Annotated in this window: 21 protein-coding genes; 10 read left to right on the top strand and 11 right to left on the bottom strand. The window is 73.4% G+C overall.

Translation table 11 applies throughout. The annotated features are described in order from the left end of the window. The first annotated feature begins 80 nt into the window (after positions 1-80). Positions 81-314 (top strand): DUF397 domain-containing protein, encoded by a 234-nt coding sequence (locus ACIBF7_RS17490; RefSeq protein ID WP_148030423.1) that lies wholly within the window; start codon positions 81-83, stop codon positions 312-314. 208 nt (positions 315-522) lie between these two features. Here the strand turns inward: ACIBF7_RS17490 and ACIBF7_RS17485 are convergent, their stop codons facing one another. The 4 genes from ACIBF7_RS17485 to ACIBF7_RS17470 all read right to left on the bottom strand — a co-directional run bounded on the left by ACIBF7_RS17485 (position 523) and on the right by ACIBF7_RS17470 (position 4004). Next, the gene (locus ACIBF7_RS17485; RefSeq protein WP_101784355.1) at positions 523-834 is read right to left on the bottom strand and encodes a WhiB family transcriptional regulator; all 312 of its coding nucleotides are present in this window, start codon (positions 832-834) and stop codon (positions 523-525) included. Between the two features lie 101 nt (positions 835-935). After that, positions 936-1850 (bottom strand): sucrase ferredoxin, encoded by a 915-nt coding sequence (locus tag ACIBF7_RS17480; protein ID WP_397197564.1) that lies wholly within the window; start codon positions 1848-1850, stop codon positions 936-938. Positions 1851-1902: 52 nt separating this feature from the next. After that, a complete protein-coding gene (locus tag ACIBF7_RS17475) occupies positions 1903-3483 on the bottom strand; it encodes a glycerol-3-phosphate dehydrogenase/oxidase (RefSeq protein ID WP_397197563.1) in 1581 nt (526 codons plus the stop codon). Continuing rightward, positions 3480-4004 carry a TetR/AcrR family transcriptional regulator gene (locus tag ACIBF7_RS17470; protein ID WP_219543219.1) on the bottom strand — a complete coding sequence of 175 codons (525 nt, stop codon included), beginning with the start codon at positions 4002-4004 and terminating at the stop codon, positions 3480-3482. The genes ACIBF7_RS17475 and ACIBF7_RS17470 overlap by 4 nt, the downstream gene beginning before the upstream one ends. A gap of 31 nt (positions 4005-4035) precedes the next feature. Between ACIBF7_RS17470 and ACIBF7_RS17465 the strand changes: the two genes are divergently transcribed. After that, the gene (locus ACIBF7_RS17465; RefSeq protein ID WP_397197805.1) at positions 4036-5589 is read left to right on the top strand and encodes an FAD-binding oxidoreductase; all 1554 of its coding nucleotides are present in this window, start codon (positions 4036-4038) and stop codon (positions 5587-5589) included. On the opposite strand, the gene ACIBF7_RS17460 is transcribed toward ACIBF7_RS17465, so the two are convergent. After that, positions 5586-5987 (bottom strand): hypothetical protein, encoded by a 402-nt coding sequence (locus ACIBF7_RS17460; protein WP_148030427.1) that lies wholly within the window; start codon positions 5985-5987, stop codon positions 5586-5588. The genes ACIBF7_RS17465 and ACIBF7_RS17460 overlap by 4 nt on opposite strands. 179 nt (positions 5988-6166) lie before the next feature. On the opposite strand from ACIBF7_RS17460, the gene ACIBF7_RS17455 reads away from it, so the two are divergent. Next, positions 6167-7606 carry a metallophosphoesterase family protein gene (locus ACIBF7_RS17455; protein ID WP_397197562.1) on the top strand — a complete coding sequence of 480 codons (1440 nt, stop codon included), beginning with the start codon at positions 6167-6169 and terminating at the stop codon, positions 7604-7606. A 20-nt stretch (positions 7607-7626) separates the two neighbouring features. Continuing rightward, entirely contained in the window at positions 7627-9186 is a 1560-nt protein-coding gene (locus ACIBF7_RS17450; protein ID WP_397197561.1) for a bifunctional 3'-5' exonuclease/DNA polymerase, read from the top strand. On the opposite strand, the gene ACIBF7_RS17445 is transcribed toward ACIBF7_RS17450, so the two are convergent. The 6 genes from ACIBF7_RS17445 to ACIBF7_RS17420 all read right to left on the bottom strand — a co-directional run bounded on the left by ACIBF7_RS17445 (position 9161) and on the right by ACIBF7_RS17420 (position 17365). Next, positions 9161-10450: an MFS transporter gene (locus ACIBF7_RS17445; protein WP_271279949.1), complete on the bottom strand. Its 1290-nt coding sequence runs from the start codon at positions 10448-10450 to the stop codon at positions 9161-9163. The two genes, ACIBF7_RS17450 and ACIBF7_RS17445, sit on opposite strands and share 26 nt — an antisense overlap. 52 nt (positions 10451-10502) lie before the next feature. Next, entirely contained in the window at positions 10503-11318 is an 816-nt protein-coding gene (locus tag ACIBF7_RS17440) for an MOSC domain-containing protein (protein ID WP_397197560.1), read from the bottom strand. A gap of 60 nt (positions 11319-11378) precedes the next feature. Further along, the gene (locus ACIBF7_RS17435; RefSeq protein WP_397197559.1) at positions 11379-13625 is read right to left on the bottom strand and encodes a protein kinase; all 2247 of its coding nucleotides are present in this window, start codon (positions 13623-13625) and stop codon (positions 11379-11381) included. Between the two features lie 136 nt (positions 13626-13761). Then, positions 13762-15159 carry a DUF1116 domain-containing protein gene (locus ACIBF7_RS17430; RefSeq protein WP_397197557.1) on the bottom strand — a complete coding sequence of 466 codons (1398 nt, stop codon included), beginning with the start codon at positions 15157-15159 and terminating at the stop codon, positions 13762-13764. Next, positions 15156-16517 carry an FdrA family protein gene (locus ACIBF7_RS17425; RefSeq protein WP_397197556.1) on the bottom strand — a complete coding sequence of 454 codons (1362 nt, stop codon included), beginning with the start codon at positions 16515-16517 and terminating at the stop codon, positions 15156-15158. Before ACIBF7_RS17425 ends, ACIBF7_RS17430 begins: the two co-directional genes overlap by 4 nt. Beyond that, a complete protein-coding gene (locus ACIBF7_RS17420) occupies positions 16514-17365 on the bottom strand; it encodes a DUF2877 domain-containing protein (protein WP_219543227.1) in 852 nt (283 codons plus the stop codon). The genes ACIBF7_RS17425 and ACIBF7_RS17420 overlap by 4 nt, the downstream gene beginning before the upstream one ends. 131 nt (positions 17366-17496) lie before the next feature. On the opposite strand from ACIBF7_RS17420, the gene ACIBF7_RS17415 reads away from it, so the two are divergent. The 6 genes from ACIBF7_RS17415 (at position 17497) to cutA (ending at position 24543) form a co-directional block, all read left to right on the top strand. Then, complete coding sequence (locus tag ACIBF7_RS17415; protein WP_397197555.1) at positions 17497-19092, top strand: PucR family transcriptional regulator; 1596 nt, start codon at positions 17497-17499, stop codon at positions 19090-19092. 11 nt (positions 19093-19103) lie between these two features. Continuing rightward, a complete protein-coding gene (locus ACIBF7_RS17410; protein WP_148030437.1) occupies positions 19104-19307 on the top strand; it encodes an RNA-binding S4 domain-containing protein in 204 nt (67 codons plus the stop codon). A 139-nt stretch (positions 19308-19446) separates the two neighbouring features. Next, the gene (locus ACIBF7_RS17405; protein ID WP_219543228.1) at positions 19447-20805 is read left to right on the top strand and encodes a uracil-xanthine permease family protein; all 1359 of its coding nucleotides are present in this window, start codon (positions 19447-19449) and stop codon (positions 20803-20805) included. Further along, positions 20802-21695 (top strand): xanthine dehydrogenase family protein subunit M, encoded by an 894-nt coding sequence (locus ACIBF7_RS17400; RefSeq protein ID WP_148030439.1) that lies wholly within the window; start codon positions 20802-20804, stop codon positions 21693-21695. Before ACIBF7_RS17405 ends, ACIBF7_RS17400 begins: the two co-directional genes overlap by 4 nt. After that, the gene (locus ACIBF7_RS17395; RefSeq protein ID WP_148030440.1) at positions 21692-22186 is read left to right on the top strand and encodes a (2Fe-2S)-binding protein; all 495 of its coding nucleotides are present in this window, start codon (positions 21692-21694) and stop codon (positions 22184-22186) included. The genes ACIBF7_RS17400 and ACIBF7_RS17395 overlap by 4 nt, the downstream gene beginning before the upstream one ends. Then, on the top strand, positions 22183-24543 hold the full coding sequence (cutA, locus tag ACIBF7_RS17390; protein WP_148030441.1) for an aerobic carbon-monoxide dehydrogenase large subunit: 2361 nt from the start codon (positions 22183-22185) through the stop codon (positions 24541-24543). Before ACIBF7_RS17395 ends, cutA begins: the two co-directional genes overlap by 4 nt. The last annotated feature ends 27 nt before the right edge of the window (positions 24544-24570 follow it).

The following is a 24570-nucleotide window of genomic DNA, read 5'->3' as shown; positions in this document are numbered from 1 at the left end:
ATGGCCTCCGGTTCGTCCCTCTATTCTCGGCTCGTAAGCACGGATGCACGTGCATCCGTAAGGGCCGAGGAGCAACACCCATGCACGAGTTCCGCAACGGAACGCCCGCCGGTCGACTCTCCGCCGACTGGCGCAAGAGCGCGCGGAGCAATCCCAACGGCAACTGCGTCGAGGTGGCGACCCTGCCCACAGGGGAGGTGGCCATGCGCAACTCGCGGTTTCCCGACGGTCCCGCGCTCGTCTACACGCGAGCCGAGATCACCGCGTTCGTCCTGGGCGCCAAAGACGGAGAGTTCGACGACCTGCTGGTGTGACCAGCCCTAGCCCGCCGACCGGCGGGCACGCGAAAGCCGCCGTCCGGATCGGACGGCGGCTTCTTTCATGCGCGGTTCTTTCGTGCGGGGCGAGGTCCGCCTGATCAGGCAGTTGTCCCGACCGGGTTCTCCGGAGCCCGGCGTACCGGGCCCCGGTCATCGGGACAACTGCGTGATCACACGATCTTCGGAGACGCTGCCGGGTGTGTCAGGCGGCGGAGATGCCGGCGCTGGCGGCGCGGCGCATGCGACGGCGACGCTCGGAGGCGCGCTCGTCCTCGTTGAGGCCACCCCACGTGCCGTACTTCTCCGGACGGGACAGTGCGTAGTCAAGGCACTCCGTGCGGACGGGGCACTGGGCGCAGATCGCCTTGGCCTTCCGCTCACGTACGTCACGCTCGGGCTGCCGCTCCCCGTCGGGGCCGAAGAAGAGCACGAGGTCCTCACCCCGGCACGCGGCATCATCCTGCCAACCCCAGCTGGGGCGCGGGCGGGCGAGCTGCCGACGTACCTGAGACATGAGAAAACCACCTTCGTGAGAGGTATTTCGGTAATTGAGCCGCATCGGACGCTTTGGGCGTCACTGTTCCAACGCAATGGAGGACCGTGATGTTCCCTTTGTCAGGCGTAGGCAGGCGTGGCGTACCGCACAGGCGAAAGCCTGTCCAGCGAAACCAGCCGGTAGGTGGCGGCCTTGTCGGCGCAAACCGAGCCACACGGCGCTTGCCGCGCCGAGGGCTGGACCACAACCTTGAACCGGACGTCGCCGCAGCGCACGATGGCTTCGGTGACGTCGCCGTCCGACTTGGAGGATTCCACGGTCACCGCGCCGACGGAGCACTCTCCCGTATGGGTTCGGGCGAAGTGCTCGACGGCTTGCAATGGCTCAGGGATACCCGCGCGTCCCCGGAAACGGTCGAGAATGATCTCGCCCGACCGGTACGCGTTAGCCGCTGCGATCGCAGCAGCCTGAGACATGCTGCCGTAGAAAATTCCGTGTGGCAAGCACACGAGGTTGGCGGCGTACCGATCGCCGCCAACGTGTGACGTTTCCCACACCCTTTCTGGCAGTTTTTCCGCCAGAGCACGGGCGAGGGGCAGTCCGATGCGGGCGCAGCACGCGTTGCGCTTGGCATGCGTGCACACCAGAAATACCGGCTCGTCTTCAAGTATGCAGGACTCGGGGACCACTCCGGCCACCAGCGCGTCCAGGTCAAGATCGTCAGGACCTGCGATGACGCCGCCGGCGAGCCACGGCCGGTCGCCGATCCCGTACCCGACTAGCACGCGGATGCCCTCCTCCCGCGTCCGGGTGCGGCGGCCCGGGCGGCGGATGAGCTGCGGCCTGATGCCCCGGGCGAGCGCCCGCGCCACCAGTTCGGCGATGTTCTCAGGAAGTTCGAAGCTTTCCAGGTGTGATGGCCACGGGCCCGCGTACTCGACGAGGAGCCAGAGCCGCGCGCCCGCCGTGGCGCTCGCGAGAGTGGGGACGCCACCCGTGTGACATCCCCTCGCGTGTTCGCAGCCCTTCGCCACACCTTCCCCCTTCCAACGGTTAGGTAAGACTAACCTAACGGGTTGGGGAGGATCAGCCGAACATGCCCTCCGCGGCCTCCAGCGCCCGTTCGCGGTCCGCCGCCACCAGGCCGATCCGGGTGCGCCGGTCGAGCAGGTCGCCGGCGTCGAGCGCGCCCTCGTGCCGCACGGACCAGAGCAGGTCGCCCCGGGTCAGGCCGAGACCGACCGGCTCGGGGCAGGACTCCACCAGCGGCCGGACCGCCGCCGCCTCCGCGCCGTAGCGCTCGGCGAGCCCGCGCGGCGTCCCCGCGGCCGGCCGGCCCGCTCCCACCAGCGGGATGGCGGCCGTCCGGCTCGGGCCCGCGCGCAGCCCGCGCACCGCGACCGCCCGGTCCACGGCGTCCTGGGCCATCCGCCGGTAGGTGGTCAGCTTGCCGCCGACGACCGTGACGAACCCGCCCGAGGACAGCACCGCGTGCCGCCGCGACAGATCCGCCGTGCGCCCGCCCGCCCCCGGGTCCCCGCGCCCGTCCCCGTACCCGCCCGTGTGCCCGTCTCCGTATCCGCTCGCGTGCCCGCTCGTGTGCCCGCCGCCCGCCAGGAGCGGTCTGAGGCCCGCGTACGCGCCCGCCACGGCCTTCCTCGGCACTTCGATCTCCAGGACGCCGTTCAGCACGTCCAGGAGCGTCCTGACGTCCTCCTCGGGCGCCTCGGGGACGTCGGGCACCGGCCCGTCCACCGCGACGTCCGTGAGCCCCACGTACACCCGCCCGTCCGCTTGCGGCAGGACGAGCGCGAAACGATTGCTCTCGCCCGGGATCGGCACGTGGAGCCCGGCCCGCAGCCCCGGCAGCGCGCCCGCCGCGAGCACCAGGTGGGTGCCGCGCGAGGGCCGCAGCCGCACCCTCGGGTCCAGCCCGCCGGCCCACACGCCGGTCGCGTTGACCACCGCCCGCGCCCTGATCTCGAACTCCTCGCCGGTCAGCTCGTCACGCACCCGGGCGCCGTCCGGGCGCAGCTCCAGCGCACGGCAGCGGGTCAGGATCCGGGCCCCGTGCGCGGCCGCCGTCCTGGCGACGGCGACCACGAGCCGGGCGTCGTCGAGCACCCGCCCGTCCCACGACAGCAGCCCGCCGCGCAGCCCGTCCGCGCGCAGCACCGGGGCCAGCTCGCCGACCCGGCCCGCCGGCAGCGCCGACGGGCCCGGCAGCAGCCGCCGCGGGGTGCCCGCCGCGCGCCGCAGCCCGTCCCCCAGCAGGTAGCCGGTCATCACCGTCGCGGCCCGCGCCCCGGTGACCCCCGGCGTCAGCGGCAGCACGTACGGGTGCGCCCTGACCAGGTGCGGGGCGGTGCGGGTGAGCAGGACGCCGCGCTCCACCGCGCTCTCGTACGCGACCCCCACCTGCCCCTTGGCCAGATAGCGCAGGCCGCCGTGGATCAGCTTCGAACTCCACCTGGAGGTGCCGAAGGCGAGGTCCTGGGCGTCGATCGCGGCGACGCCCAGCCCTCGCGAGGCCGCGTCCAGCGCCGCGCCCGCCCCGGTCGCGCCCAGCCCGACCACCAGCACGTCCACCCGCTCCTCGGCGGTGCGGGCCAGCTCGCGCGCCCTCCGGGCGGCGTTCAGCGAGCTGCCCGGCACGACCCCGCTCACCGTCCCGCCGGGCGCGCGAGATAGGACTCCAGCAGGGTCGCGAGCTCGGCGTCGAGGTCGTCGAGGGTGAGCGGATCGAGCATGGTGGGCGCCGACAGCAGGAACGACTGGGCGACCAGCAGCACCGCCCTGGCCCTGCGCGGGTCGCCGAGTGCGGGCTCCAGCACCGCGAGCACCGCCTCCTGGCTGGCCCCCCGCCGGTCGAGCAGGTAGGGGAGCAGCAGCTCGGGATCCGCCTCCACGATCTTGCGCCAGAGCGGGTGCCCGCGCAGCCCGCGCACCCCGGCCACCACCGCGCCCACCGGATCGGCCAGGTCGAGCCCGCTGATCACCCGTACCCACTCGCGCGTCATCAGGTCGGCGACCAGCGCCCGCATGTCCGGCCAGTGCCGGTAGATCGTCATCCGCGAGACCCCGGCCCGCCGCGCCACGTCCGTGAGCGTGGTGCGGCGCACCCCGTAGGCCAGCACGCAGTCGCGGGCCGCGTCCAGCACGCCGTCATTGTGACGAATAGCCGTCATATGTCACAGTGTAACCGTGCGATCGGAACCGATGCTCTGGTCCGGCTGGGGCGACCCGGCCAAGGCCCGCGAGCTTCCAGAACAGGTCCGCCGGCTGCTCCACGATCTGCTGGGCGTGCGCGCGCCGGCGGTCCCCGCCGCCGGGCTAGAGTCCGTACGGATGCCGCCCGCCGCGCTGGAGCCCCGGCTGCTCGACGCGCTCGCCGGCCTGGTCGGCGACGGGCACGTGCTGACCACGCACGAGGCGCGGGTCCGGCACGCCCGCGGCAAGTCCACCCCCGACCTGCTGCGGATGCGCGCGGGGGACGGCGCCGGCGCGCCGGACGCCGTCGTGCTGCCCGGCGGCCACCACGAGGTGGCGCAAGTGCTGCGGCTGTGCGCGGCCGAGCGGATCGCGGTCGTGCCGTTCGGCGGCGGCACCTCCGTCGTCGGCGGACTCACCGCAGCCCGCGACGGCTTCGCCGGGGTGATCTCGCTCGACCTGGGCCGGATGGACCGGCTGGTCGAGGTCGACGCCGAGTCGATGACCGCGGTGTTCGAGCCCGGCGTGCCCGCCCCCGAGGCCGAGCGCCTGCTGGCCGCGCACGGCCTCACGCTGGGCCACTTCCCCCAGTCCTTCGAGTACGCCACGCTGGGCGGCTTCGCCGCGGCCCGCTCCAGCGGCCAGGCGTCGGCGGGATACGGCCGCTTCGACGACATGGTGACCGGGCTGACCGTCGCCACCCCCGAGGGCGACCTGGACCTGGGCCGGGCGCCCAAGTCGGCGGCCGGGCCCGACCTGCGCCAGCTCGTGCTCGGGTCCGAGGGCGCCTTCGGCGTCATCACCTCGCTCCGGCTGCGGGTGCGCCGCGCCCCGGCCGAGAAGGTGTACGAGGGCTGGCGCCTGCCCGGCTTCGCCGCCGGCACGGCCGCGCTGCGGGCGCTCGCCCAGGACGGCCCGCTGCCCACGGTCCTGCGGCTCTCCGACGAGACCGAGACCATGATCGGCCTGGCCCGCCCCGACCGGATCGGCGGCGGCGAGGCCGGCTGCCTGGTGATCGCCGGCTACGAGGGCGCCTCGGTGTCCGCCCGCCGCGAGGCCGCCGCCGCGGTGCTGTCCGGCCACGGCGGCGTCCCTCTCGGCGAGGAGCCCGGTCAAGGATGGGCGCACGGCCGCTTCTCCGCGCCGTACCTGCGCGACTCGCTGCTCGCCGCGGGCGCCACCGTGGAGACGCTGGAGACGGCCGGCTTCTGGGCCGACCTGCCGCGCCTGTACGACGCGGTCCGGCTCGCGCTGCTCGGCGCGCTCGGCTCGCCGCTGGTCATGTGCCACATCTCCCACGTGTACGAGACCGGCGCGTCGCTCTACTTCACCGTCGTCACCGCGCAGGAGGACGACCCGGTGGCGCAGTGGGAGCGGGCAAAGGAGGCGGCGAACACCGCCATCGTCGAGGCGGGCGGCACCATCTCGCACCATCACGGGGTCGGCCGCGACCATCGCGCCGCCTACGCCGCCGAGATCGGCCCGCTCGGCGTGGCGATCCTGCGCGCGGTCAAGGACCGGGTGGACCCGCGGGGTGTGCTGAACCCGGGAGCGCTCGTCTAGTCGAGCTCGACGACCCTGGACGCCTCCTCCGCCGCCTCGGCGGCCTCGCCGAAGCGGCGGAGCGCCCTGTAGGCGGCGGCCAGCGCGTGCAGGGAGCGCGCCAGCGGGGCCCCGCCCGCCCTCCTGGCCAGCGCCACCGACTCCTCGGCCGGGGGCAGCGCCTCGGCCGGGCACTTACGTCTCAGCTGCAGGGACGCCTCCATGATCAGGGCGCGCACCAGCAGGGAGGTGTGCTCGGGGTGCTCGGCCGCCAGATCGCGGCTCATCGCCACGGCACGGCTCACCTGGCGCAGCGCCTCGCGCGCGCTCCTCGTGGCGGCGTACGCGAGCAGGCCCTCGACGGCATCCACCTGCGTGGTGTTCCGCCTGAGCGCGTCATCGGAACCGTTCCGGGCCATGGCTAGCCCTCCCCTTGGCGACGACAACCGCTTGCTTGGGGCGACTGAGGTTACACCATCGTGAACCAGCTGTGTCGGCAACGGCACGCTCTGTTCGGATGCGCGCGACGTGATCTACGGGCAAAGATGGGGTCATGGTGGAATCAACGGCTGAACGGGGGAAGCGGGCATCCTCGCGGGTGTCCGAGGAGGGCGCCGGATGGGTGTGCCAGGAGATCGGCACGTTCGACCGGCTGCGGCCGAAGGACGAGGGCTTCACCTGGCTGAACCCGGTCACTCTGTGGAAGTCCCGCAACGAGATCCTCGCCGGCCTGTTCGGCGACCCGTCCGGCGAGGTGCGCGAGCAGTGGGTCGCCGCCCTGCGCGAGCGCGGCACGGACCCCGGCTTCCGGATCGCGCCCGAGGTCGGCGAGAGCTTCGACTTCCTGCTCGTCGGCGACACCGGTGAGGGCGACGCGTCCCAGTACGCGGTGGTGCCCGGCATGCTGAAGGCGGGGGAGGGCACCGCGTTCGCGATCCTGGCCAGCGACATCATCTACCCGGCCGGGTCGGGCAACGACTACCGCGACAAGTTCTTCCGCCCTTACCAGGACTACGACGCGCCGATCTACGCGATCCCCGGCAACCACGACTGGTACGACGGGCTCGGCGGGTTCATGCGGGTCTTCTGCGACGCCTCGCTCAAGCCCAGGCCCGACCGGGGGCTGCGCGGGCTGCTGTGGCGCAAGCCCGAGACGATCGACGAGCCGGCCCTGGCCGAGGCCCGCGCGCTGCGCGGCCGCCCGGCCCAGCAGGCGACGCAGCCCGGCCCGTACTGGGTGATCGACACCCCGAGCCTGCTCATCGTGGGCGTCGACACCGGCATCAAGGGCACCATCGACAAGGGCCAGACCGTGTGGCTGCGCCGCGTGTCGCTCGACCCCCGGCCGAAGCTCCTGGTCACCGGCAAGCCGATCTACACCGGCAACGCCTACAAGCCCTCCGCGCTGGAGGGCGGCGGCACCATCGACGACATCGTGCGCGACCCGCGCCACCGCTACGTGGCGGCCATCGGCGGCGACGTGCACAACTACCAGCGCTACCCGGTCCAGGTCGGCGACCGGGTCATCCAGTACGTCGTGTCCGGCGGCGGCGGCGCGTTCATGCACGCCACCCACACCATCCGGCGCGTCGACGTGGGCGGCGTGCACGAGGACGACTACCGCTGCTACCCGCTGCGCGGCGACTCGCTGTCCTTCTACAGCCAGCTCTACGCCAAGCGGCTGCGGATGAAGTGGCTCTGCCTCACCCCTGACGAGGCCGCCTGCATCATGGCCGAGCAGATCAAGAACACGCCGGTGCGGCCGGCCGGCGGCGCCGTGACGATCACCCGGCGGATGCGGTGGGCGGCGCGGCTGCTCGGGTCCTGGCCGTGGCCGTTCCGGCTGCCGGTGGACCGGGTGTTCCAGCACTTCCTGTCCGAGCTGTCCGACTGGGACACCCCGCCGTTCTTCAAGCAGTTCCTGCGCCTGTCGGTCACCCCCGAGGCGCTCACCATCCGGTGCCACGCCGCCACCGGGTGCCTGCGGCAGGAGCTCGAACCCCCCGTCGAGGACGAGGTGCGCATCTCTTTGTCGTAGCCGCCTGGCACCCTGGAGTGGTGTACGTGGTGCTGGCCGGAGAGCGGCTCCTTCCCGCGGGCGGGCCGCCCCGCCCCGCCGGGCCCGGCGCGGTGCGCGAGCTGGAGGCGTCGCGGCCGCGGTGGGTGTGGGCCGACACCCGCGAGGCCTACCCGCCGCTGCTCGCCGCCGGGGTGCGGGTCTCCCGCTGCCACGACCTCGCACTCACCGAGGCCCTGCTGCTCGCGTACGAAGGGCGTCACGGGGAGCCGCGCTCGGCCAGGGCCGCGCACGCCAGGCTGCACGGCCGGCCCGTCCCCGACGACGCGCCGGAAGATCCCGGCACGCTCTTCGCGCCCGAGCCGCTGCCCCCGGAGGCGGTGGCCGAGGTGCTCGCCGACCAGCTCACCCGGATCGCGGCGCTGCCCGATCCCGGCAGGTTCCGGTTGCTGGCCGCCGCCGAGTCCGCCGGCGCGCTCATCGCCGCCGAGATGAGCCACGACGGCATGCCCTGGCGCAGAGACGTGCACGACGCGCTGCTCGCCGAGATGCTCGGGCCCCGGCCGGTCCACGGCATGCGGCCGGCCAAGCTGCAGGCGCTGGCCGACCGGGTGTCGGCGGCGTTCGGCCATCCGGTCAACCCCGACTCGGTGCAGCAGCTGGTCAAGGCGTTCAAGGGGGCCGGGGTGGCGATCAAGTCCACCCGGTCCTGGGAGCTCAAGCAGGTCGGCCATCCGGCGGTCGAGCCGCTGCTCGCCTACAAGGAGCTGGCCAGGCTCCACAGCTTCCACGGCTGGGCGTGGGCCGACCAGTGGGTGCGCGGCGGCCGCTTCCGGCCCGAATACGTGGTCGGCGGCGTGGTCTCCGGCCGCTGGGCGACCAGCGGCGGCGGCGCCCTGCAGATCCCCAAGGTGCTGCGCAGGGTGGTGGTGGCCGACGACGGGTGGGCCCTCGTCGTCGCCGACGCTGCCCAGCTGGAGCCGCGGGTGCTCGCCGCGATGGCGGGCGACGCCGGGCTGGCCGCCGCGGCGGGGGAGATCGACCTCTACTCGGCGCTGGCCGGCTCGTTCGGCGGCCAGCGCGACCACGCCAAGATCGCGATGCTGTCGGCGATGTACGGCGGCACCAGCGGCGACGCCGCCCGGCTGCTGCCCGTCATGCGCCGGCGCTTCCCGAAGGCCTACCAGTTCGTCGAGGACGCCGCCAAGGCCGGGGAGGAGGGCCGGCTCGTGCGGTCCTGGCTCGGGCGCACCAGCCCGCCGCCGTCCGCGTCGTGGCGCGAGCTCGTCTCCGGCCCCGAGGGCGGCCGGGCGGCGCGCGACCGGGGCAGGTTCACCCGCAACTTCGTGGTCCAGGCCACGGCCGCCGAATGGGCGCTGTCGCTCATGGGGGTGCTGCGCGGCCTGCTGCCCGGCCCGGCCAGGCTGGTGTTCTTCCAGCACGACGAGGTCATCGTGCACTGCCCGCTCGACCTGGCCGAGCAGGTGGCGAATGCGGTGGGCGCCGCGGCGGCCGAGGCGACCCGGCTGCTGTTCGGGGCCACTCCGGTGCGCTTCCCGATGGAGGCGGTCGCGGTCAGCTGCTACGCGGACGCCAAATAGCGCCCGACCGGCGGGCCGCCAGCGCCAGCCACACCCCGGCCAGCGCCACCATCACGCCCACGCCCGAACCGAGCACCCCGTACGACAGACCGCCCACGATCACGCCGGCCAGCACCGTGCCGGTCGCCCCGCACACGTTCATGAGCAGGTCCGACAGCCCTTGGACGGCCGTGCGGCCGTCGATCGAGACCGACTCGCTGACCAGCGCGGAGCCGGCCACCAGCCCGCACGACCAGCCCAGGCCGAGCACGAACAGCGCCACCGTCACCTGCCACACCTGGTGGCCCGCCGTGGCCGCCAGCACGGCGGAGACCAGCAGCAGGCCCATGCCGAGCAGCAGCACCGGCACCCGGCCCGCCTTGTCCGCCAGCCAGCCGACCACCGGCGACATCACGTACATGCCGGCGATGTGCAGGCTGATCACGATGCCGATCACGTCCAGCTCGGCGCCGTCGTGGTGCAGCTTGACCGGGGTCATCGACATGATCGACACCATCGCGGTGTGGCTGACGGCGATCATCACCAGGGCCTGGCGGGCCATCGGCGTGGTGCGCAGGATGCGCCACGCGGTGCGGACTGTCCGGTTGCCCGCCTCCGTCGAGGGCTTCCTGCCGTCGTGCTCCCTGGCCAGCTTGAGCGGGTCGGGGCGCAGACCGGCGAAGACGATCAGCAGCGCCAGCGCGAACGCCAGCGCGGCGAACGCGAACGGCCCGGCCTTCCCCACCAGCCCGGCCTCCATGCCGATCCGGTCGGCCGGCTCGGCCAGGTTGGGGCCGGCCACCGAGCCGACCGTCGCCGCCCATACCACCAGCGACAGGTGCCGGGCGGCGTGGTTCCTGGGCGACAGGTCGGTGGCCGAGTAGCGGGCCGCCAGGTTGCCCGCGCTGCCGCCGCCGACCAGCACCAGCCCGGCCAGCAGCAGCTGCCAGTTGCCGAGGTTGATGGCGACGACCGAGATGGCGCAGCCGAGCAGCGCCGCCAGGTACGCCAGCGCCAGGCCGGACCGCCTGCCGCCCTTGCTCGACGCCTTGGCCGTCGGCAGGGCGAGCAGGGCCGCCCCCAGCACCGTCGCGGTCCCCGCGAAGCCGCTGATCATCGTCGACCCGGAGAGCTGGTCGACCACCACCGAGCTGAGCGCCAGTCCGACGGCGACTCCGACGCCGCCCACGATCTGCGCGGCCGAGAGCACGATCAGAGTGCGGCGCTGGACGGCCCGGAGATGGGCGGAGGGCGAGGCGTCAGCGGTCGTGGGGGTGCTGGTCACCCGTGAAGTCTCGCATAGCCCCAGAGATCACCCCAAAACGTTGTTTTTGGGACTACAGCACTGTGACGGGGTCACCTCGCCTGATCACGCCCGTGCCGTCGGGGATCAGGTTGACGCCGAACCACACCTTGCCGTCCCACCTGCGGTGACGGTTCAGGGTGCGGATCGGCTCCTTGCCCTTGGCGTAGGTGTCCGGGTCGACGGTCGTCAGCACGCAGCGGTCGCATCCCTTGGCGGCCCGGAACTCCACCTCGCCGATCCGCAGCCGCCGCCACCCGTCCTCGGCGAACGCCTCGTCCGCGCCCTCCACCACCACGCTGGGCCGGAACCTGCGCATGTCCAGCGGCCGCGGGATCTCCTCGCCCAGCTCGGCCGCCGTCTCCGCGACCCAGTCGCCGAGCCGGGCCAGCGAGGCCGTCGTGGTGAGCAGCAGCGGGTAGCCGTCGGCCAGGCTCACCCGGTCGCCGGGCAGGCCGTACGCGGGATCGACCGGGCGCCGGGTGGGGTCGTCCAGCCAGGCCAGCCTGGCGGGCCGCCCGATCAGCGCGGCCATCCACGCGGCCGCGTCGTCCCCGCAGTCGGTCACCTCCACCGGCGTCCCCCAGACGTTCGCCGTGAACCTGCGCGAGGTGGGGACGACGCGCAGCGGGTCGGCGTGCGGGCCGGTGAGTTTGATCGCGGCGCCGTCGGCCAGGGCCACGCAGGCCAGCATGATCGGATGCTCGCGGGCGGTGATCGGCTCGCCGCGCTCGTCCACGACGAGGTAGCGCCGGTCGCCGGCCAGCCCCCACGGCTGCACCTCGGCCTCGGCCACCTCGTGCCCAGAGGTGGATTTGATGGGATAGAAGAAGATGCTCCCCAGCCTCATGTGCAGACCGTACAACATCACGATCTGACTTCCGGGCCTTCCACCAGGAAGGACGCCGGGTCAGGTGGACTGGCGGAAGGTGTCGAAGAAGACCTTGCGGGCCCCGGACTGGTCGTCCCAGACGAGCTCCGGCATGTCGAAGGTGATCGTGAAGGCCGTCTTGTCGTCGACGGTGACGAACCGGGTGAGCGCGTGCATGGGCACCTCGTTCTCGGCGGCGTAGGTGTACTCCCAGTCGGTCGCCTTCCAGCCGCGGTAGTCGGTCTCCTGCAGCTGCACCTGGATGTAGCCGTCCCTGCCGCCGTCCGCCTCCTCGCGGGTCAGCTCCGACAGGCCGCCGTCGGCCTGGGGCGCCACCTGGGCGACGACCACCTCGATGCCCGAGTCCTTCGGCCCGGTGATCGTGGTCTGGCCGCCCGAGGTGCTCAGCTTCCAGCCCTCGGGCACGCCCACGCTGAACCCCGGCGGGGTCTCCTCGACGTACCCGTCGGGCACCGGGGAGGCCTCGGCCCGCGCCGGGGCGCTGCTGGCGACCGAGAGCGGGGTCGTCACGGGCTCGACGGAACCGCTCGACGCGTAGATCATCAGCGCGGCCACCACGGCGACCACGGCCGCCACGGCGGCGACGATCAGCAGCGGCGTCGGCCGCCCGTCGCGCACCCAGGCGTTGCCGTTCTCGTCCGGGCTGCGCCGGCTGGTGGTGGGCCGGCCGGCGGAGGTCCGATGGGGACCGCCGGGCAGCTGGGCCAGGCGGCTGCGGCCGACGTCCTTGGACAGCCTGTGCGACTGGTCGCGCAGGTCGTCGTCAGTGGCCAGCGGCCACCGGCCGGAGGCGCTCACGCTGCGGCTGTCGCTGGTCAGCGGCAGGATGGGCGGCGCCGGTTGCTCACCGGAGTCACCCGGCCCCCGCGTGCGGCCCACGCCGGGGAAGGACAGGCCGTCCGGCTCCGGGTAGGCGCCGGACGCCCCGCCCGGCGTCGCGTACGGTCCGGACGCGCCTCCCGGCGTCGAGTAGGGGCCCGACGTCTCCTGTCCCGGCAACGGGTACGGGCCGGACGTGTCGTGTCCGGGCAGCGGGTACGGCCCGGACGTGCTGCCCGGTGACGGGTAGCCGCCCGGGGCCGGGTCCGACAGCGACCTCGGGGCCGCCGAGCCGCCGAGCCCCGGAAGGGAGTGCGGGCCCGAGGAGAAAGCGTCGAACCCCGGCTGCCGCACCTGGTCGGTCCGGTGACCGGACGTCGTGTCGTAGGAAATGCCGTACCCGTCGGAAGGGTTGTTCTCCGGGTCGTACGGGACGCGCACCGGGCCCGAGGGCGTCTCCACGATCCGGGAGGGCAGCGGCCCCGACGGCGGCTCCAGCGGCGGCAGCAGCCCCGCGGGCGTCGAGTCGCCCAGCGTGGGCAGCGGCGCGGGCGTCTCCGGGGTGCGCGGCCGTACCGAGCCGTGCGCGAGCAGCACCCGCTCCAGCCGGTCGGCGACCTGGTCGGCGGTGAGCCGCGCGGCCGGGTTCTTCTGCAGCAGCCCCTCGATCACCGGCAGCAGCGCGCCGGCGCGCTGCGGCCTGGACGGCTCCTGCGTGAGCACCGCGCCCAGCACCGCGACCGCGTCAGGACCCTCGTACGGGGGACGGCCCTCGACAGCCGCGTACAGCGTCGCCCCGAACGACCACAGGTCGGCCGCCGCCGAGATCGGCTGCCCCGACAGGCGCTCCGGCGGGATGTACGCGGGCGAGCCCATGAGCAGCCCGGTCTGGGTGATCGTGACGTCGCCCTCGACGGCGGCGATGCCGAAGTCGGTCAGCACCACCCGGTCGGCGGTGAGCAGCACGTTGCCCGGCTTGACGTCGCGGTGCAGGATGCCGGAGGCGTGCGCGTGCCGGAGCGCGTCGAGCACCCGGATGGCGATCTCGGCGGCCTGGATCACCGGCAGCGGGCCGCTCTGCCGCACCGCCTGCTCCAGCGACCAGGCGCGGACCAGCTCCATGACGATCCACGGGCGGCCGTCCTCCTCCACCACGTCGTGCACGGTGACGATGCCCGGGTGCTGCAGCCGCGCGGCCGACCTGGCCTCGCGCAGCACCCGCCGGTGCGCCGCCTGCTTGCCCGCGTGGTCCAGGCCGAACGGCAGGATGAGCTCCTTGACCGCCACATCCCTGTCGAGCAGCACGTCGTGGGCGTGCCACACCATGCCCATGCCGCCCCGGCCGACGGGCGACATCAACCGGTAACGCCTGCCGACGAGCTTGCCCTGGCTCTGTGGAGTGCCGCCTTCAGCGCCGGGGCCGCTGAGCACGCGGTCGGCTGCCATGTCCCGCCCCCATCTCCAGCCTCAAAGGTCACACAAGTCACGCCGTGGTTTCACATCATGGGATTCGTCACCATATAGGCACGTGAACCGGGGCGAAACCATAGTGTCGCTTTTCGGGGGTTGACGTGCGGTTTCGCTATACCTCGAATGGATCAGCCACCGCGTCCGACAGCGCCCGCAGAGCCGCCGTGAACGCCTCCGCGGGAGGGCTGACGAGCCCCGCGCCGACCTGCCCGGTGCCCGCGATCCTGCCCGCGATTCCGGTGTTCACCACGGGCAGCAGACCGGTCCTGGCGACGAGCGTGACGTCGATGCCGGTGGGCGTGCCGCGGAAGCCGAGCCCCGGGATCTGGTAGGCGGGATGCTCCGCCAGCGTGATCTCGTACATCGAGCGCGTGGCGGCCACCGCGTCCGCGACCTCGCCGCCCACGAACCGGACGATGGCCGGGGCCGCCGCCATCGCGAACCCGCCCAGCCCGGACGTCTCGGTGATGGTGGAGTCGCCGATGTCCGGGTTGGCGTCGCCGGGCCCGTACGCGCCCAGGTACAGCCCGTCCGGCACCCCGGCCGGCCCGGTGAACCACCGGCCGCCGAGCCCCGACACCTGCACGCCGAAGTCCGTGCCGTTCCGCGCCATGGCCACGACCAGGGTCGAACCCGGCACGTCCCGGGCCGCGTCGGTGCTCACCTTGGCCGCGGCCATCCCCGCGTTGAGGAAGAAGTGGTCGTTGCCGGCGATGAAGCGCAGCACCTCCGACGCGTGGCCCGGCGCCGCGTCCGAGATCGCCGGGGCCAGCTCGCGCAGCAGCAGCGAGGTCGCCGCCCGGTTGCGGTTGTGCAGCTCGTCGCCCATCTGCAGCGCCTGCGCGATGAGCGACCGCAGGTCCAGCGGCCCGGTCAGCCCGATCGCCACCGACAGCGCGGGCCCGAGCACGCCGTCCATCCAGCGCAGCCGGTCGAGCACCTCGGGCCCGTACGCGCCGTAGCGCAGCACCTTGCCCAGGCCCTCGTTGAGCGAGCAGTACGCGGTGCCGCCGTGCTCGGTGTCGCGCACCTCGAACAGCCACATGGACGGGCTGACGACGCCCGCCATCGGGCCCACGGCCGCGTGCTGATGGCACGGCTCCAGCCGCACCTCCCCGGCGGCGAGCCTGGCCGCCGCCTCCCGCTCGTCGTCCGCGTACCCCTCGAACAGCATCGCGCCGATCAGCGCGCCGCGCATCGGGCCCGACGCCCGCTCCCAGGTGATCGGCGGGCCCGCGTGCAGGAACGTGCGCTCCGCCGTCCGCAGCACCTCCGACGCCCGCCGTACGCCGGCCAGCTCCGGGCGGGCCGAGACCAGGCGGCGCACCGCCAGGTCGTTGGCCGCCTGCCTGCGCGGGTCGGCGAGCACCCTGGCCAGGGCGTCCGCGGTGCCCGCCAGGGGCGGGCGCCAGGAGACGCCGGTGACGGCGGCGGCCTGCTCGCGCAGCGCGTCCGCGAGCAGGCCGGCGCCGGCCGTGATGACATGGGGCGGGCCGTCGAGCAGTGTCATAGCGAGTCCCTGGCGTGCCGGGCGGCTTGCGCGTTGGAGGTGAACACGACGGCCCCGGCGTCGCGGAACGCCGCGGCCTGCCGGAGCAGGTCCTGCGGGTCGGCCTCGGTGCCGATCAGCGCGACCACCACGGCGGCGGGCAGGGCGGCGATCGCGGGGGCGAGCCGGGCGGCGGGATCGGGGTCGGCGGCGTGGCCGAGCACCACGTCCATGAGCACCACGCCGCCCGGCGGCACCTTGCCCAGGGCCTCCAGCCGCAGCGTGGGGTCGATCATCGGGTGCGCCCGGCCCCGGGTGTAGACGTCGTCCCCGTAGTCGGTGAACTCCCCGGCCCCGGCGATCAGCGCCGCCTCGGCGCACAGCGTCCCACCGGAGTAGATCCCGATCAGCGGCCCGGGATCTTCGCCTGCCACCGTCACGGTGCTCCGGGCGGAGCCGTCCCAGCAGGGCCAGGCGGGCACCGGGCGGCCGAGGGCGCGCAGCGCGGCCTCGGCGGCGGCGGTGAGGTCGATGCCGGAGCCGAGCAGCGCCTCCACGACCGGCGTGCGCAGCGACTCCACGACCTGCCGCACGGTCCCCGCCACCTCCGGGTCCGGCGGCTTGGAGACCAGCACGATCAGCTCCGTGGCCGGGTCCTCGTCCAGCATGCGCAGCGCCCGCACCGTCGAGAGCCCGCCGACCGCCGCCGACAGGTCCCTGCCGCCGACGCCGAGCACGTGGCTGACCCCCACGCCCGCGAGGCCCAGCAGGCAGCTCACCTGCTGGGCGCCGGTCCCCGACGCGGCCACCAGCCCGACGGGCCCGGGACGCAGCACGTTGGCGAACCCCAGCCCCACCCCGCCGACCACGGCCGTGCCGCAGTCGGGTCCCATGACGAGCACGCCGCGCTCGTCCGCGCGCTCCTTCAGCAGCCGCTCCGACGCGAGCGGCACCCCGTCGCTGAAGACCATGACGGGCAGCCCGGCCTCGATCGCGTCCATCGCCTCGGCGAAGGCGTGCTCGCCCGGCACCGACACCAGCGCCAGGTCCGCGCCGCCGCCGCGCGCCGCCGAGCGGGTGGTCAGCGGCGGCTGCTCGGCCTCCCGCGCCGGCCCCGCCGAGGAGAGCTCCGCCAGATGGCGGTCCAGCTCGTGCGCCGCCGCCGCGGTGTCCGGCCCGCGCAGCGCGACCAGCAGGTCGCCCGGACCGGCCGGAGGCAGCTCGAAGCCCAGGTCGCGGGCCAGCTCCAGGTTGAGCTCCGTGGCCATGGCGACGATCGCCACCGCCGTGCCAGGCAGCTCGGACAGCGCCCTGCTCACCCGCATCAGCGCCACCGAGTCGTGGTAGACGCCCTCGCGTACGAAGACCGTGTCGTTCATCCCCGTCCCCCCAGCGCGCGTACGGTCTCCAGCCCGATCGCGATGCCCTGCGCCAGGTCGGCGCCCGAGGTGTGGCCCAGCCCGCACAGCCGGCGCAGCGCCGGCCCCAGCGGCTGCCGCCCGGTCAGGCCGCGCAGCACCGCGAGCACCTCCGGGCACGCCTCGCCGCGCGCCGCGCAGTGCAGCAGCGTCGCGGAGATCGGCGTGGTACGGGTGCGCGCGTCGAACGTGACGGTCGCCCCCAGCCATCCGGCCAGGTCGACCGCCCGCGCGGTGCCGGTCGCCGCTCCCAGGTGGCGCAGCGTCACCAGCAGCCCCGCCAGCACGTCGTCGCCGCTCGGCGTCAGCCCGGGACCGAGGCCGACCAGCCGCTCGGCCGCCGTCACCGCGCCCAGCAGCCACCCGGAGGCGCAACTGGCCGCGAGCAGCTCGACCGCGTCGTTGCCGTCCAGGCCCGGCGTGCCCCGCCCGGCCAGGGCCGACGGCGGCGGCAGCGTCGCGGGATCGACCTCGCCCAGCCGCGGAGACGGATCCCACCAGCGGCGGGCGCGCAGGCTCAGCCCGCCGACGTCCACCGAGCCGTCGCCCACGAAGGCCTCGTCACCCATGGTCACGCGCGGCAGCGCTCCGGCGAGCAGCATCGAGTTCGGCAGCCGGGTGGCAGGCCCCGTCACCACGGCGATCACCGCGGGCTCCAGCTCGGTCCTGACCTCCAGGTAGATCCCGGCGGGGAACGCGGCGAGCACCCGGGCGGGCCGCCTCGAAGCCTCCAGGACCGGGCGCACCGCGGTGCTCGCGGCGCCCGTGACGTGCGCGCGTACCCGCCTCACGTGAGTACCGACCGTCACCGGACCTCCCTACCGACCCTGGACCTGACCGTAGAACGGGCCCGGCAACCGCCCGTACGGAGAAATTTGCCAACAGTCAGCGGGAAGACTGGCTCTTCCTGACAGACGGTATGTGGGGCCACAATCTGTACATGGAGCCCCCAGTTCGTCTCGCCAGCACGGGAACGATCATCCACGGCGTGTCCGTCGGAGAGTTGCTGGGCGTGTCGACTCTCGCGGAGGCCCGGCTGATCGCGGGGGAGAGCGGTCTGGGCCGTATCGTGCAACGCCTCAACGTCATGGAGGTGCCCGACATCCTGGCCTGGGTGAAGCCGCACGAGTTGCTGCTCACCACCGGCTACCCGCTGCGCAACACGCCGCAGTCGCTCGGCCGCCTGGTCGCCGACCTGGACGAGCGCGGGCTGGCGGCGCTGGCCATCAAGCTCGGGCGGTACGTCGACGAGCTGCCGTCGGCGATGGCCGAGCAGGCGGACCGGCTCGGCTTCCCGCTCATCCTGCTGCCGAACGACGTCGGTTTCGACGACATCCTCAACCAGGTGCTCACCGACATCCTCAACCGGCAGGCGGCCGTGCTCGTCCGCGCAGAGGAGGCGCACCGGGCGCTGGTGCAGGTGGTGCTGGCCGGCGGCGGGCTGGACGAGGTCACCACGGAGGTGGCGGCGCTGCTGGACGTGTCGGTGGCCGCCGTCGACGGCCGCGGCCGGGTGCTGGCGTCGGCGGGCCCGCACGAGGCGGCGCTGCGCGAGTCCATCACCCGCGACTGGCCGCCCGGCGCGGCCGCGTCGCCCGGCGCCCGCACCGCGGTGTCGGTGCCGGTGATCGCGGGCGGGCACCACCACGGCCGGATCGTCGCCTACAGCCCGTCCGGGGACATCCGCGACAGCGACGTCGGCATCCTGGAACGGGCCGCCACCGTGGCCGCGCTCGCCGTCACCCGGCAGGAGGCGGTGAACGCGGTCGAGAGCAAGTACCGAGCCGACTTCCTGCGCGACGTGCTCACCGGCCGGGCCGGCTCCGCCGAGCGGGTGGTGGTCAGGGCGCGGGCGTTCGGCTGGGACCTGGAGCGGCCGGTGACCGTGCTGGTGGCCGAGCTCGACCCCGACGGCGACGAGCGCACCGCCCAGGACCGGCTGGTGACGTGCTGGACGGCGGCCATGCGCCGGCACGACCCGCGCGGCGCCGTGGCCGGCTTCTCCCACGAGGTGGTGGCCGTGGTGGACGCCTCGGTGGACGCCGCCCGCATCGCCAAGGACGCCGCCTCGGCCTTCGCCGACACGCCGCCCGTGACCTTTTCCACCGGCACCTCCCGCCCCAGCCGCGGCCCCGAGACGTTACCGGAGGCGTACTCGCAGGCGCTGAAGGCGGCCCGGGTGGGCCGCCAGCTGCATGGGCCCGGCGCCGTCGCGCACTTCGACCAGCTCGGCGTCTACCGGCTGCTGTCCCTGGTCAACGACACCGACGAACTGCACGCGTTCGTCCGGGAGACGCTCGGCCCGCTGGCCTCCGACGACGACGCCGAGAACGCCGACCTGCGCCGCACCCTGCAGGTCCTGCTGGAGACCAACCTCAACGTGGCCGAGACCGCCCGCCGGCTGCACTTCCACTACAACACGCTCCGCTACCGCATCGGGAAACTGGAGCGGCTGCTGGGCAACTTCACCGACGACCCGCACCTGCGGCTCAACCTGACCCTGGCCCTGCACGTGCTGAGGATGCGCGGCATCTAGGGTTGGCAGGCGTGGACTTCGAACTGCGCTCCGACTACATCCCGCTCTGCGACCTGCTGAAGTACTGCGGGGTCACCGAGACGGGCGGCCTGGCCAAGATGCTCGTCGCCGAAGGCATGGTGGAGGTGGACGGCGAGGTGGAGCTGCGCAAGACGGCCAAGATCCGCTCCGGCCAGGTCGTCACCGGTGAGGGCTTCACCATCCACGTCCACTGACGATCACCGGCCCCGCCGGGCAGAAGTGCGCAACGGGACCACTGGTCAACCGGGCAGATTTGGCAGATCATGCCCGTGTACCAGCGCGCCTGCTGGCCTAATGTGCCCGCAAGCAGCGGCCCGGTGAAAAGGGGTTCACATGGCATTCGGGTGGACCAAGCACGGCGACGGCAAGCATCTGGCACCAGGCGAGGTCGTGAGGCCGGACGAACGGCTGAGCTGGCCCCGCATGGTGGGGTTCGGCGCCCAGCACGTCGTGGCGATGTTCGGCGCCACGTTCGTCTTCCCCCTGGTGATGGGGCTCAGCCCGAACATGGCGATCATGATGTCCGGGGTCGCCACGATCCTGTTCCTGCTGATCGTCAAGGGGAAGGTGCCCAGCTACCTGGGCACGAGCGCCTCCTTCGTGGGCGGCGTGCTCGCGATCAGGGCGCTGTTCGGCGGCGACTCGCCCGAGGCCAGCTCCGTCGTGGTGGGCGCGATCCTGGTGGCCGGGTTCGTGCTGGCGCTGATCGGCCTCGCGGTCCACTTCCTCGGCGTCCAGGTCATCAACAAGATCTTCCCGCCGCCGGTCACCGGCGCGGTGGTCATGCTCATCGGGTTCGGGCTCGCGTTCGTGGTCGCGGACGTCTACTGGCCGCAGGACCAGTGGATGGCCCTGCTCACGATGCTGATCACGTTCGTCGTGGTGGTGGCGTTCAAGGGCTTCGTCGGCCGCGTCGCCATCCTCGTCGGCCTCGTCGCCGGCTACGTGCTCTCCTGGGCCGCCGACCGGGTCTTCGGCATGGTGCCCGCCTACGACGACGGCGCCGTGCAGGTCGCCGCGCACTTCCGGGTCGACCTCAGCGGGGTGGCCGAGGCCGACTGGTTCGGTCTGCCGCCCGTCACCTGGCCCAGCTTCCACACCTCGGCCGTGCTGCTGGTCCTGCCCGCCGTCATCGCGCTCGTCGCGGAGAACATCGGCCACGTCAAGGCCGTCGGCGAGATGACCAAGACGGACCTCGACCCGTACATGGGCCGGGCGATCGCCGCCGACGGCGTCGCCACCGTGGTCGCCAGCTCGGTCGGCGGCTCGCCGACCACCACCTACGCCGAGAACATCGGCGTCATGGCCGCCACCAAGGTCTACTCGACCGCCGCCTACTACATCGCCGGCGTCATCGCGATCCTGTTCGGCCTGATGCCCAAGTTCGGCGCGCTGGTCTCGGCCACCCCGTCCGGCGTGCTGGGCGGCATCACGGTCATCCTGTACGGGATGATCGGCCTGCTCGGCGCCAAGATCTGGATCGAGAACAGGGTGGATTTCGCCGACCCGGTGAACATGGTCCCGATCGGCGCGGGCATCATCCTGGCCATCGGACCGGTGAAGCAGTTGATCAGCAGCGACTTCAGGCTTGAGGGCATCGCGCTCGGCACCATCGTGGTGGTGGGCGGCTGGCACCTGCTCCGGGTCATCGCCCGCCGCACCCCCGAACCCGTCAGGATCGAGGCAGGGTGAAGCCGCCGCCGTTCGAGTACCACGCCCCCCGCGACCTCGGCGAGGCGCTGGAGATCCTGGCCGGGGCGGGGCCGCGTGGCAAGGTGCTCGCCGGCGGCCAGAGCCTCATCCCGATGCTCAACATGCGGATCGCCGCGCCGGACCACCTGGTCGACATCAACCGGCTCGGCGCGCTGAGCTCGATCGACGCGGGCCCCGGCGGGGTCACCGTGGGCGCGCTGGCCCGGCACGCCGAGGTGGAGCGGGCCGCCCCGCACCCGCTCATGGTCCAGGCGCTCCGGCTGGTGGCCCACCCGGTGATCCGCAACCGGGGCACCGTGGTGGGCAGCCTCGTGCACGCCGACCCGGCCGCCGAACTGCCCGCCGTGCTCGCCGTACTCGACGGCTCGGTGCGCCTGGCACGCCGCGCGCCCGGCGAGCCGTCGGCGTCCGGCCTGCCGGACGGGGTGGTGACCAGGGACGTGCCCGCGGGCGCGTTCTTCACCGGCCCCATGGAGTCGGCGGCCGAGCCGGGCGAGCTGGCCGTCTCCGCGTTCTTCCCCGCGCTGCCGCCGCGCACCGGCACCGCGTTCCGCGAGATCGCCAGGCGCCACGGCGACTACGCGCTCGCCGGGGTGTGCGCGGTGGTGACGCTCGACGAGGACCTGCACATCAGCGCCGCCCGGGTCGGCTGCGTCGGCGTCGGCCCCGTCCCGGTCGTGGTCGACGTGACCGAGGCCTGCGAACGCCGGCCCGCCGCGACCGTCCCCTGGCAGCGGGTCGCCGGCGCCGTACGGGAACGTGCCGAGCCGGACGGCGACGTGCACGCCTCCGCGGCGTACCGGCTCCACCTGATCGGGGTGCTGGCCGAGCAGGCGGTCAAGGACGCGGCCAGGGAGGCGGCTGGATGAGCACCGGGACGGATTCGAGCCACGAGATCACCCTCGGCGTGAACGGCACCGCCCGCCGCGTGCGGGTGCCGGGCAGGCGGCTGCTGTCCGACTGCCTGCGCCACGACCTCGGCCTGACCGGCACCCACGTCGGCTGCGAGCACGGCGTGTGCGGCTGCTGCACGGTGCTGCTCGACGGCCGGCCGGTGCGCTCCTGCCTGATGCTGGCCGTCACCGCCGACGGGCACGAGATCACCACCGTGGAGGGGCTGGCCGGGCCGGACGGGATGTCGCCGGTGCAGCGGGCGTTCGGCGAGAGCCACGCCCTGCAGTGCGGCTTCTGCACGCCCGGCTTCCTCTGCACGGTGACGGCGCTGCTGGAGGAGAACCCCGCGCCGACCGACGAGGAGGTGCTGGAGGGCATCTCGGGAAACCTGTGCCGCTGCACCGGCTACCAGAACATCGTCAAGGCCGTCCACCGCGCCGCCGAGCTGAGGGCGGAGGAGTCATGACCACCAGGCTGTTCGGAGAGCCGGTGCAGCGCCGCGAGGACCCCCGGCTGCTCACCGGGCAGGGCCGCTTCCTCGACGACCTGGGCTCCGGCGCGCTGGCCGCCGCGTTCGTGCGCTCCCCGCACGCGCACGCCCGCATCCGCGACGTCGACGTCACCGCCGCGCTCGACGTCGACGGCCTGATCGCCATCTACACCTGGGAGGACCTGCCCGAGCGGGTCGGCCGGCCGCTGCCGCTGCTCATCCCGCACCCGGCGCTCACCCACGGCCGCACCGCCTACCCGCTGGCCAGGGAGACGGTGCGGCACGTCGGCGAGCCCGTCGTCATGGTCGTGGCCACCGACCGCTACCTCGCCGAGGACGCCTGCGGGCTCATCGAGGTCGACTACGAGCCGCTCAAGCCGGTCGTCGGCCTGGAGGACGCCGTGCAGAGCGGCCACCTCGTGCACGAGGACGTGCCCGGCAACATCGGCGCCCACCTGGTGCAGGAGGTGCCCTCCGCGTCCGGGCTGAGCGCGGGGGAGGCGATCGACGCCGCCCCGCACACCCTGTCGTTCCGGCTCGACATCGAGCGCAGCGCCAGCACCCCGCTCGAAGGCCGCGGCGTGTACGCCCGCTGGGACGGCGCCGACCTGCGCGTCTACTCCAGCACCCAGACCTCCACCAGCGTCCGCATGGCCATCGCGGCCGCGCTCGGCCTGCCGCTGACCAGCGTCGAGGTCATCGCGCCCGACGTGGGCGGCGGGTTCGGGGTGAAGATCGTGCACCCGTGGCCGGAGGAGATCCTGGTGCCGTGGGCCGCCATGCTGCTCGGCCGTGAGATCAAGTGGACCGAGGACCGGCGCGAGCACTTCATCTCCTCCGCGCACGAGCGCGGCCAGGTGCAGCACGTGCGGGTCGGCTTCGACGACGACGGCCGGGTGCTCGGCATGGACGTGCGCATCCTGCACGACCACGGCGCCTACACCCCGTACGGGATCATCGTGCCGATCATCACCTCCACCCAGCTGCTCGGGCCGTACAAACTCGGCGCGTACCGGGTCGAGTTCTCCTCCGTCTACACCAACACCGTGCAGGTCACCCCGTATCGGGGCGCGGGCCGCCCGCAGGGCGTGTTCTGCATGGAGCGGACGATGGACAAGATCGCCCGCCATCTGGGCAGGGACCGCACCGAGGTGCGCGCCGCCAACTTCATCCAGCCCGACGAGTTCCCGTACGACCAGCGCATGACCTTCCAGGACGGCCGGCCGCTCATCTACGACAGCGGCGACTACCCCGAGATGCTCCGCCTGGTGAAGGAGCTGATCGGCTGGGACGACTTCGAGCCCGCGCCCAACCGGGGCATCGGCATCGGCTGCTACGTCGAGGGCACCGGCGTCGGCCCGTACGAGGGCGGGCACGTGCAGATCACCTCGGACGGGCGGGTGCACGTCTCCACCGGGCTCACCTCCCAGGGGCAGGGACACCAGACGGTGTTCGCCCAGATCGCCGCCACCGAGCTGGGCGTGCCGATCGAGCGGGTGTCCGTGGTCACCGGCGACACCCGCAGGTTCGGGTACGCGGTCGGCACGTTCGCCTCCCGGGCCGCGGTCATGAGCGGCAACGCGATCGCGCTCGCCTGCCGCAAGGTGCGCGAGAAGGCGCTGCGCATCGCCGCCGACGCGCTGGAGGCCAACCCGGCCGACCTGGAGATCACCGAAGGCATCGTGCACGTGGTCGGCGACCCGAAGGCGGCCGTCCCGCTGTCCACGGTCGCGGTGCTGGCCAACCCGCTGCGGTACGCGTTCGACGACGAGGCGGCCAAGGCCACCCAGTTCTCCGGCCAGTCGTCGGGCGGGGCCTCGCCCGACCGGCCGCCGGTCGCCGAAGGGGACGAGCCGGGGCTGGAGGGCCGCGACTACTACTCGCCGATCCGCTCCACCTTCGCCGCCGGCATGCACGCGGCCATCGTGGAGACCGACCCGCTCACGGCCGAGATCAAGGTCCTCAGGTACGCGGTCGTGCACGACTGCGGCAAGCTGATCAACCCGATGATCGTCGAGGGCCAGATCCACGGCGGGGTGGCGCAGGGCATCGGCGGCGCGCTCTACGAGCGGATGGTGTACGACTCGCACGGGCAGCTCGTCAACGCCTCCTTCATGGACTTCCTCATGCCGTACGCGACCGAGATCCCGCACGTCGAGACGGCCCACCTGGAGACCCCGTCGCCGCTCAACCCGCTGGGCATCAAGGGAGCGGGGGAGGCGGGGGTGATCCCGGTGTCGGCGGTCATCGCCTCGGCGATCGAGGACGCGGAGGGCGTCGACATCGACCGCATGCCGATCTCCCCGTCGGAGCTGTTCGACCTGCGCGGCTGATCGTCCGCCCATGGCAGGATCTGCGGC

The organism is Nonomuraea sp. NPDC050478, assembly GCF_044458265.1.
Lineage (GTDB): Bacteria > Actinomycetota > Actinomycetes > Streptosporangiales > Streptosporangiaceae > Nonomuraea > Nonomuraea ferruginea.
The sequence above is the reverse complement of the archived record's forward strand: the minus strand, read 5'-3'. Positions and strand labels throughout refer to the sequence as shown.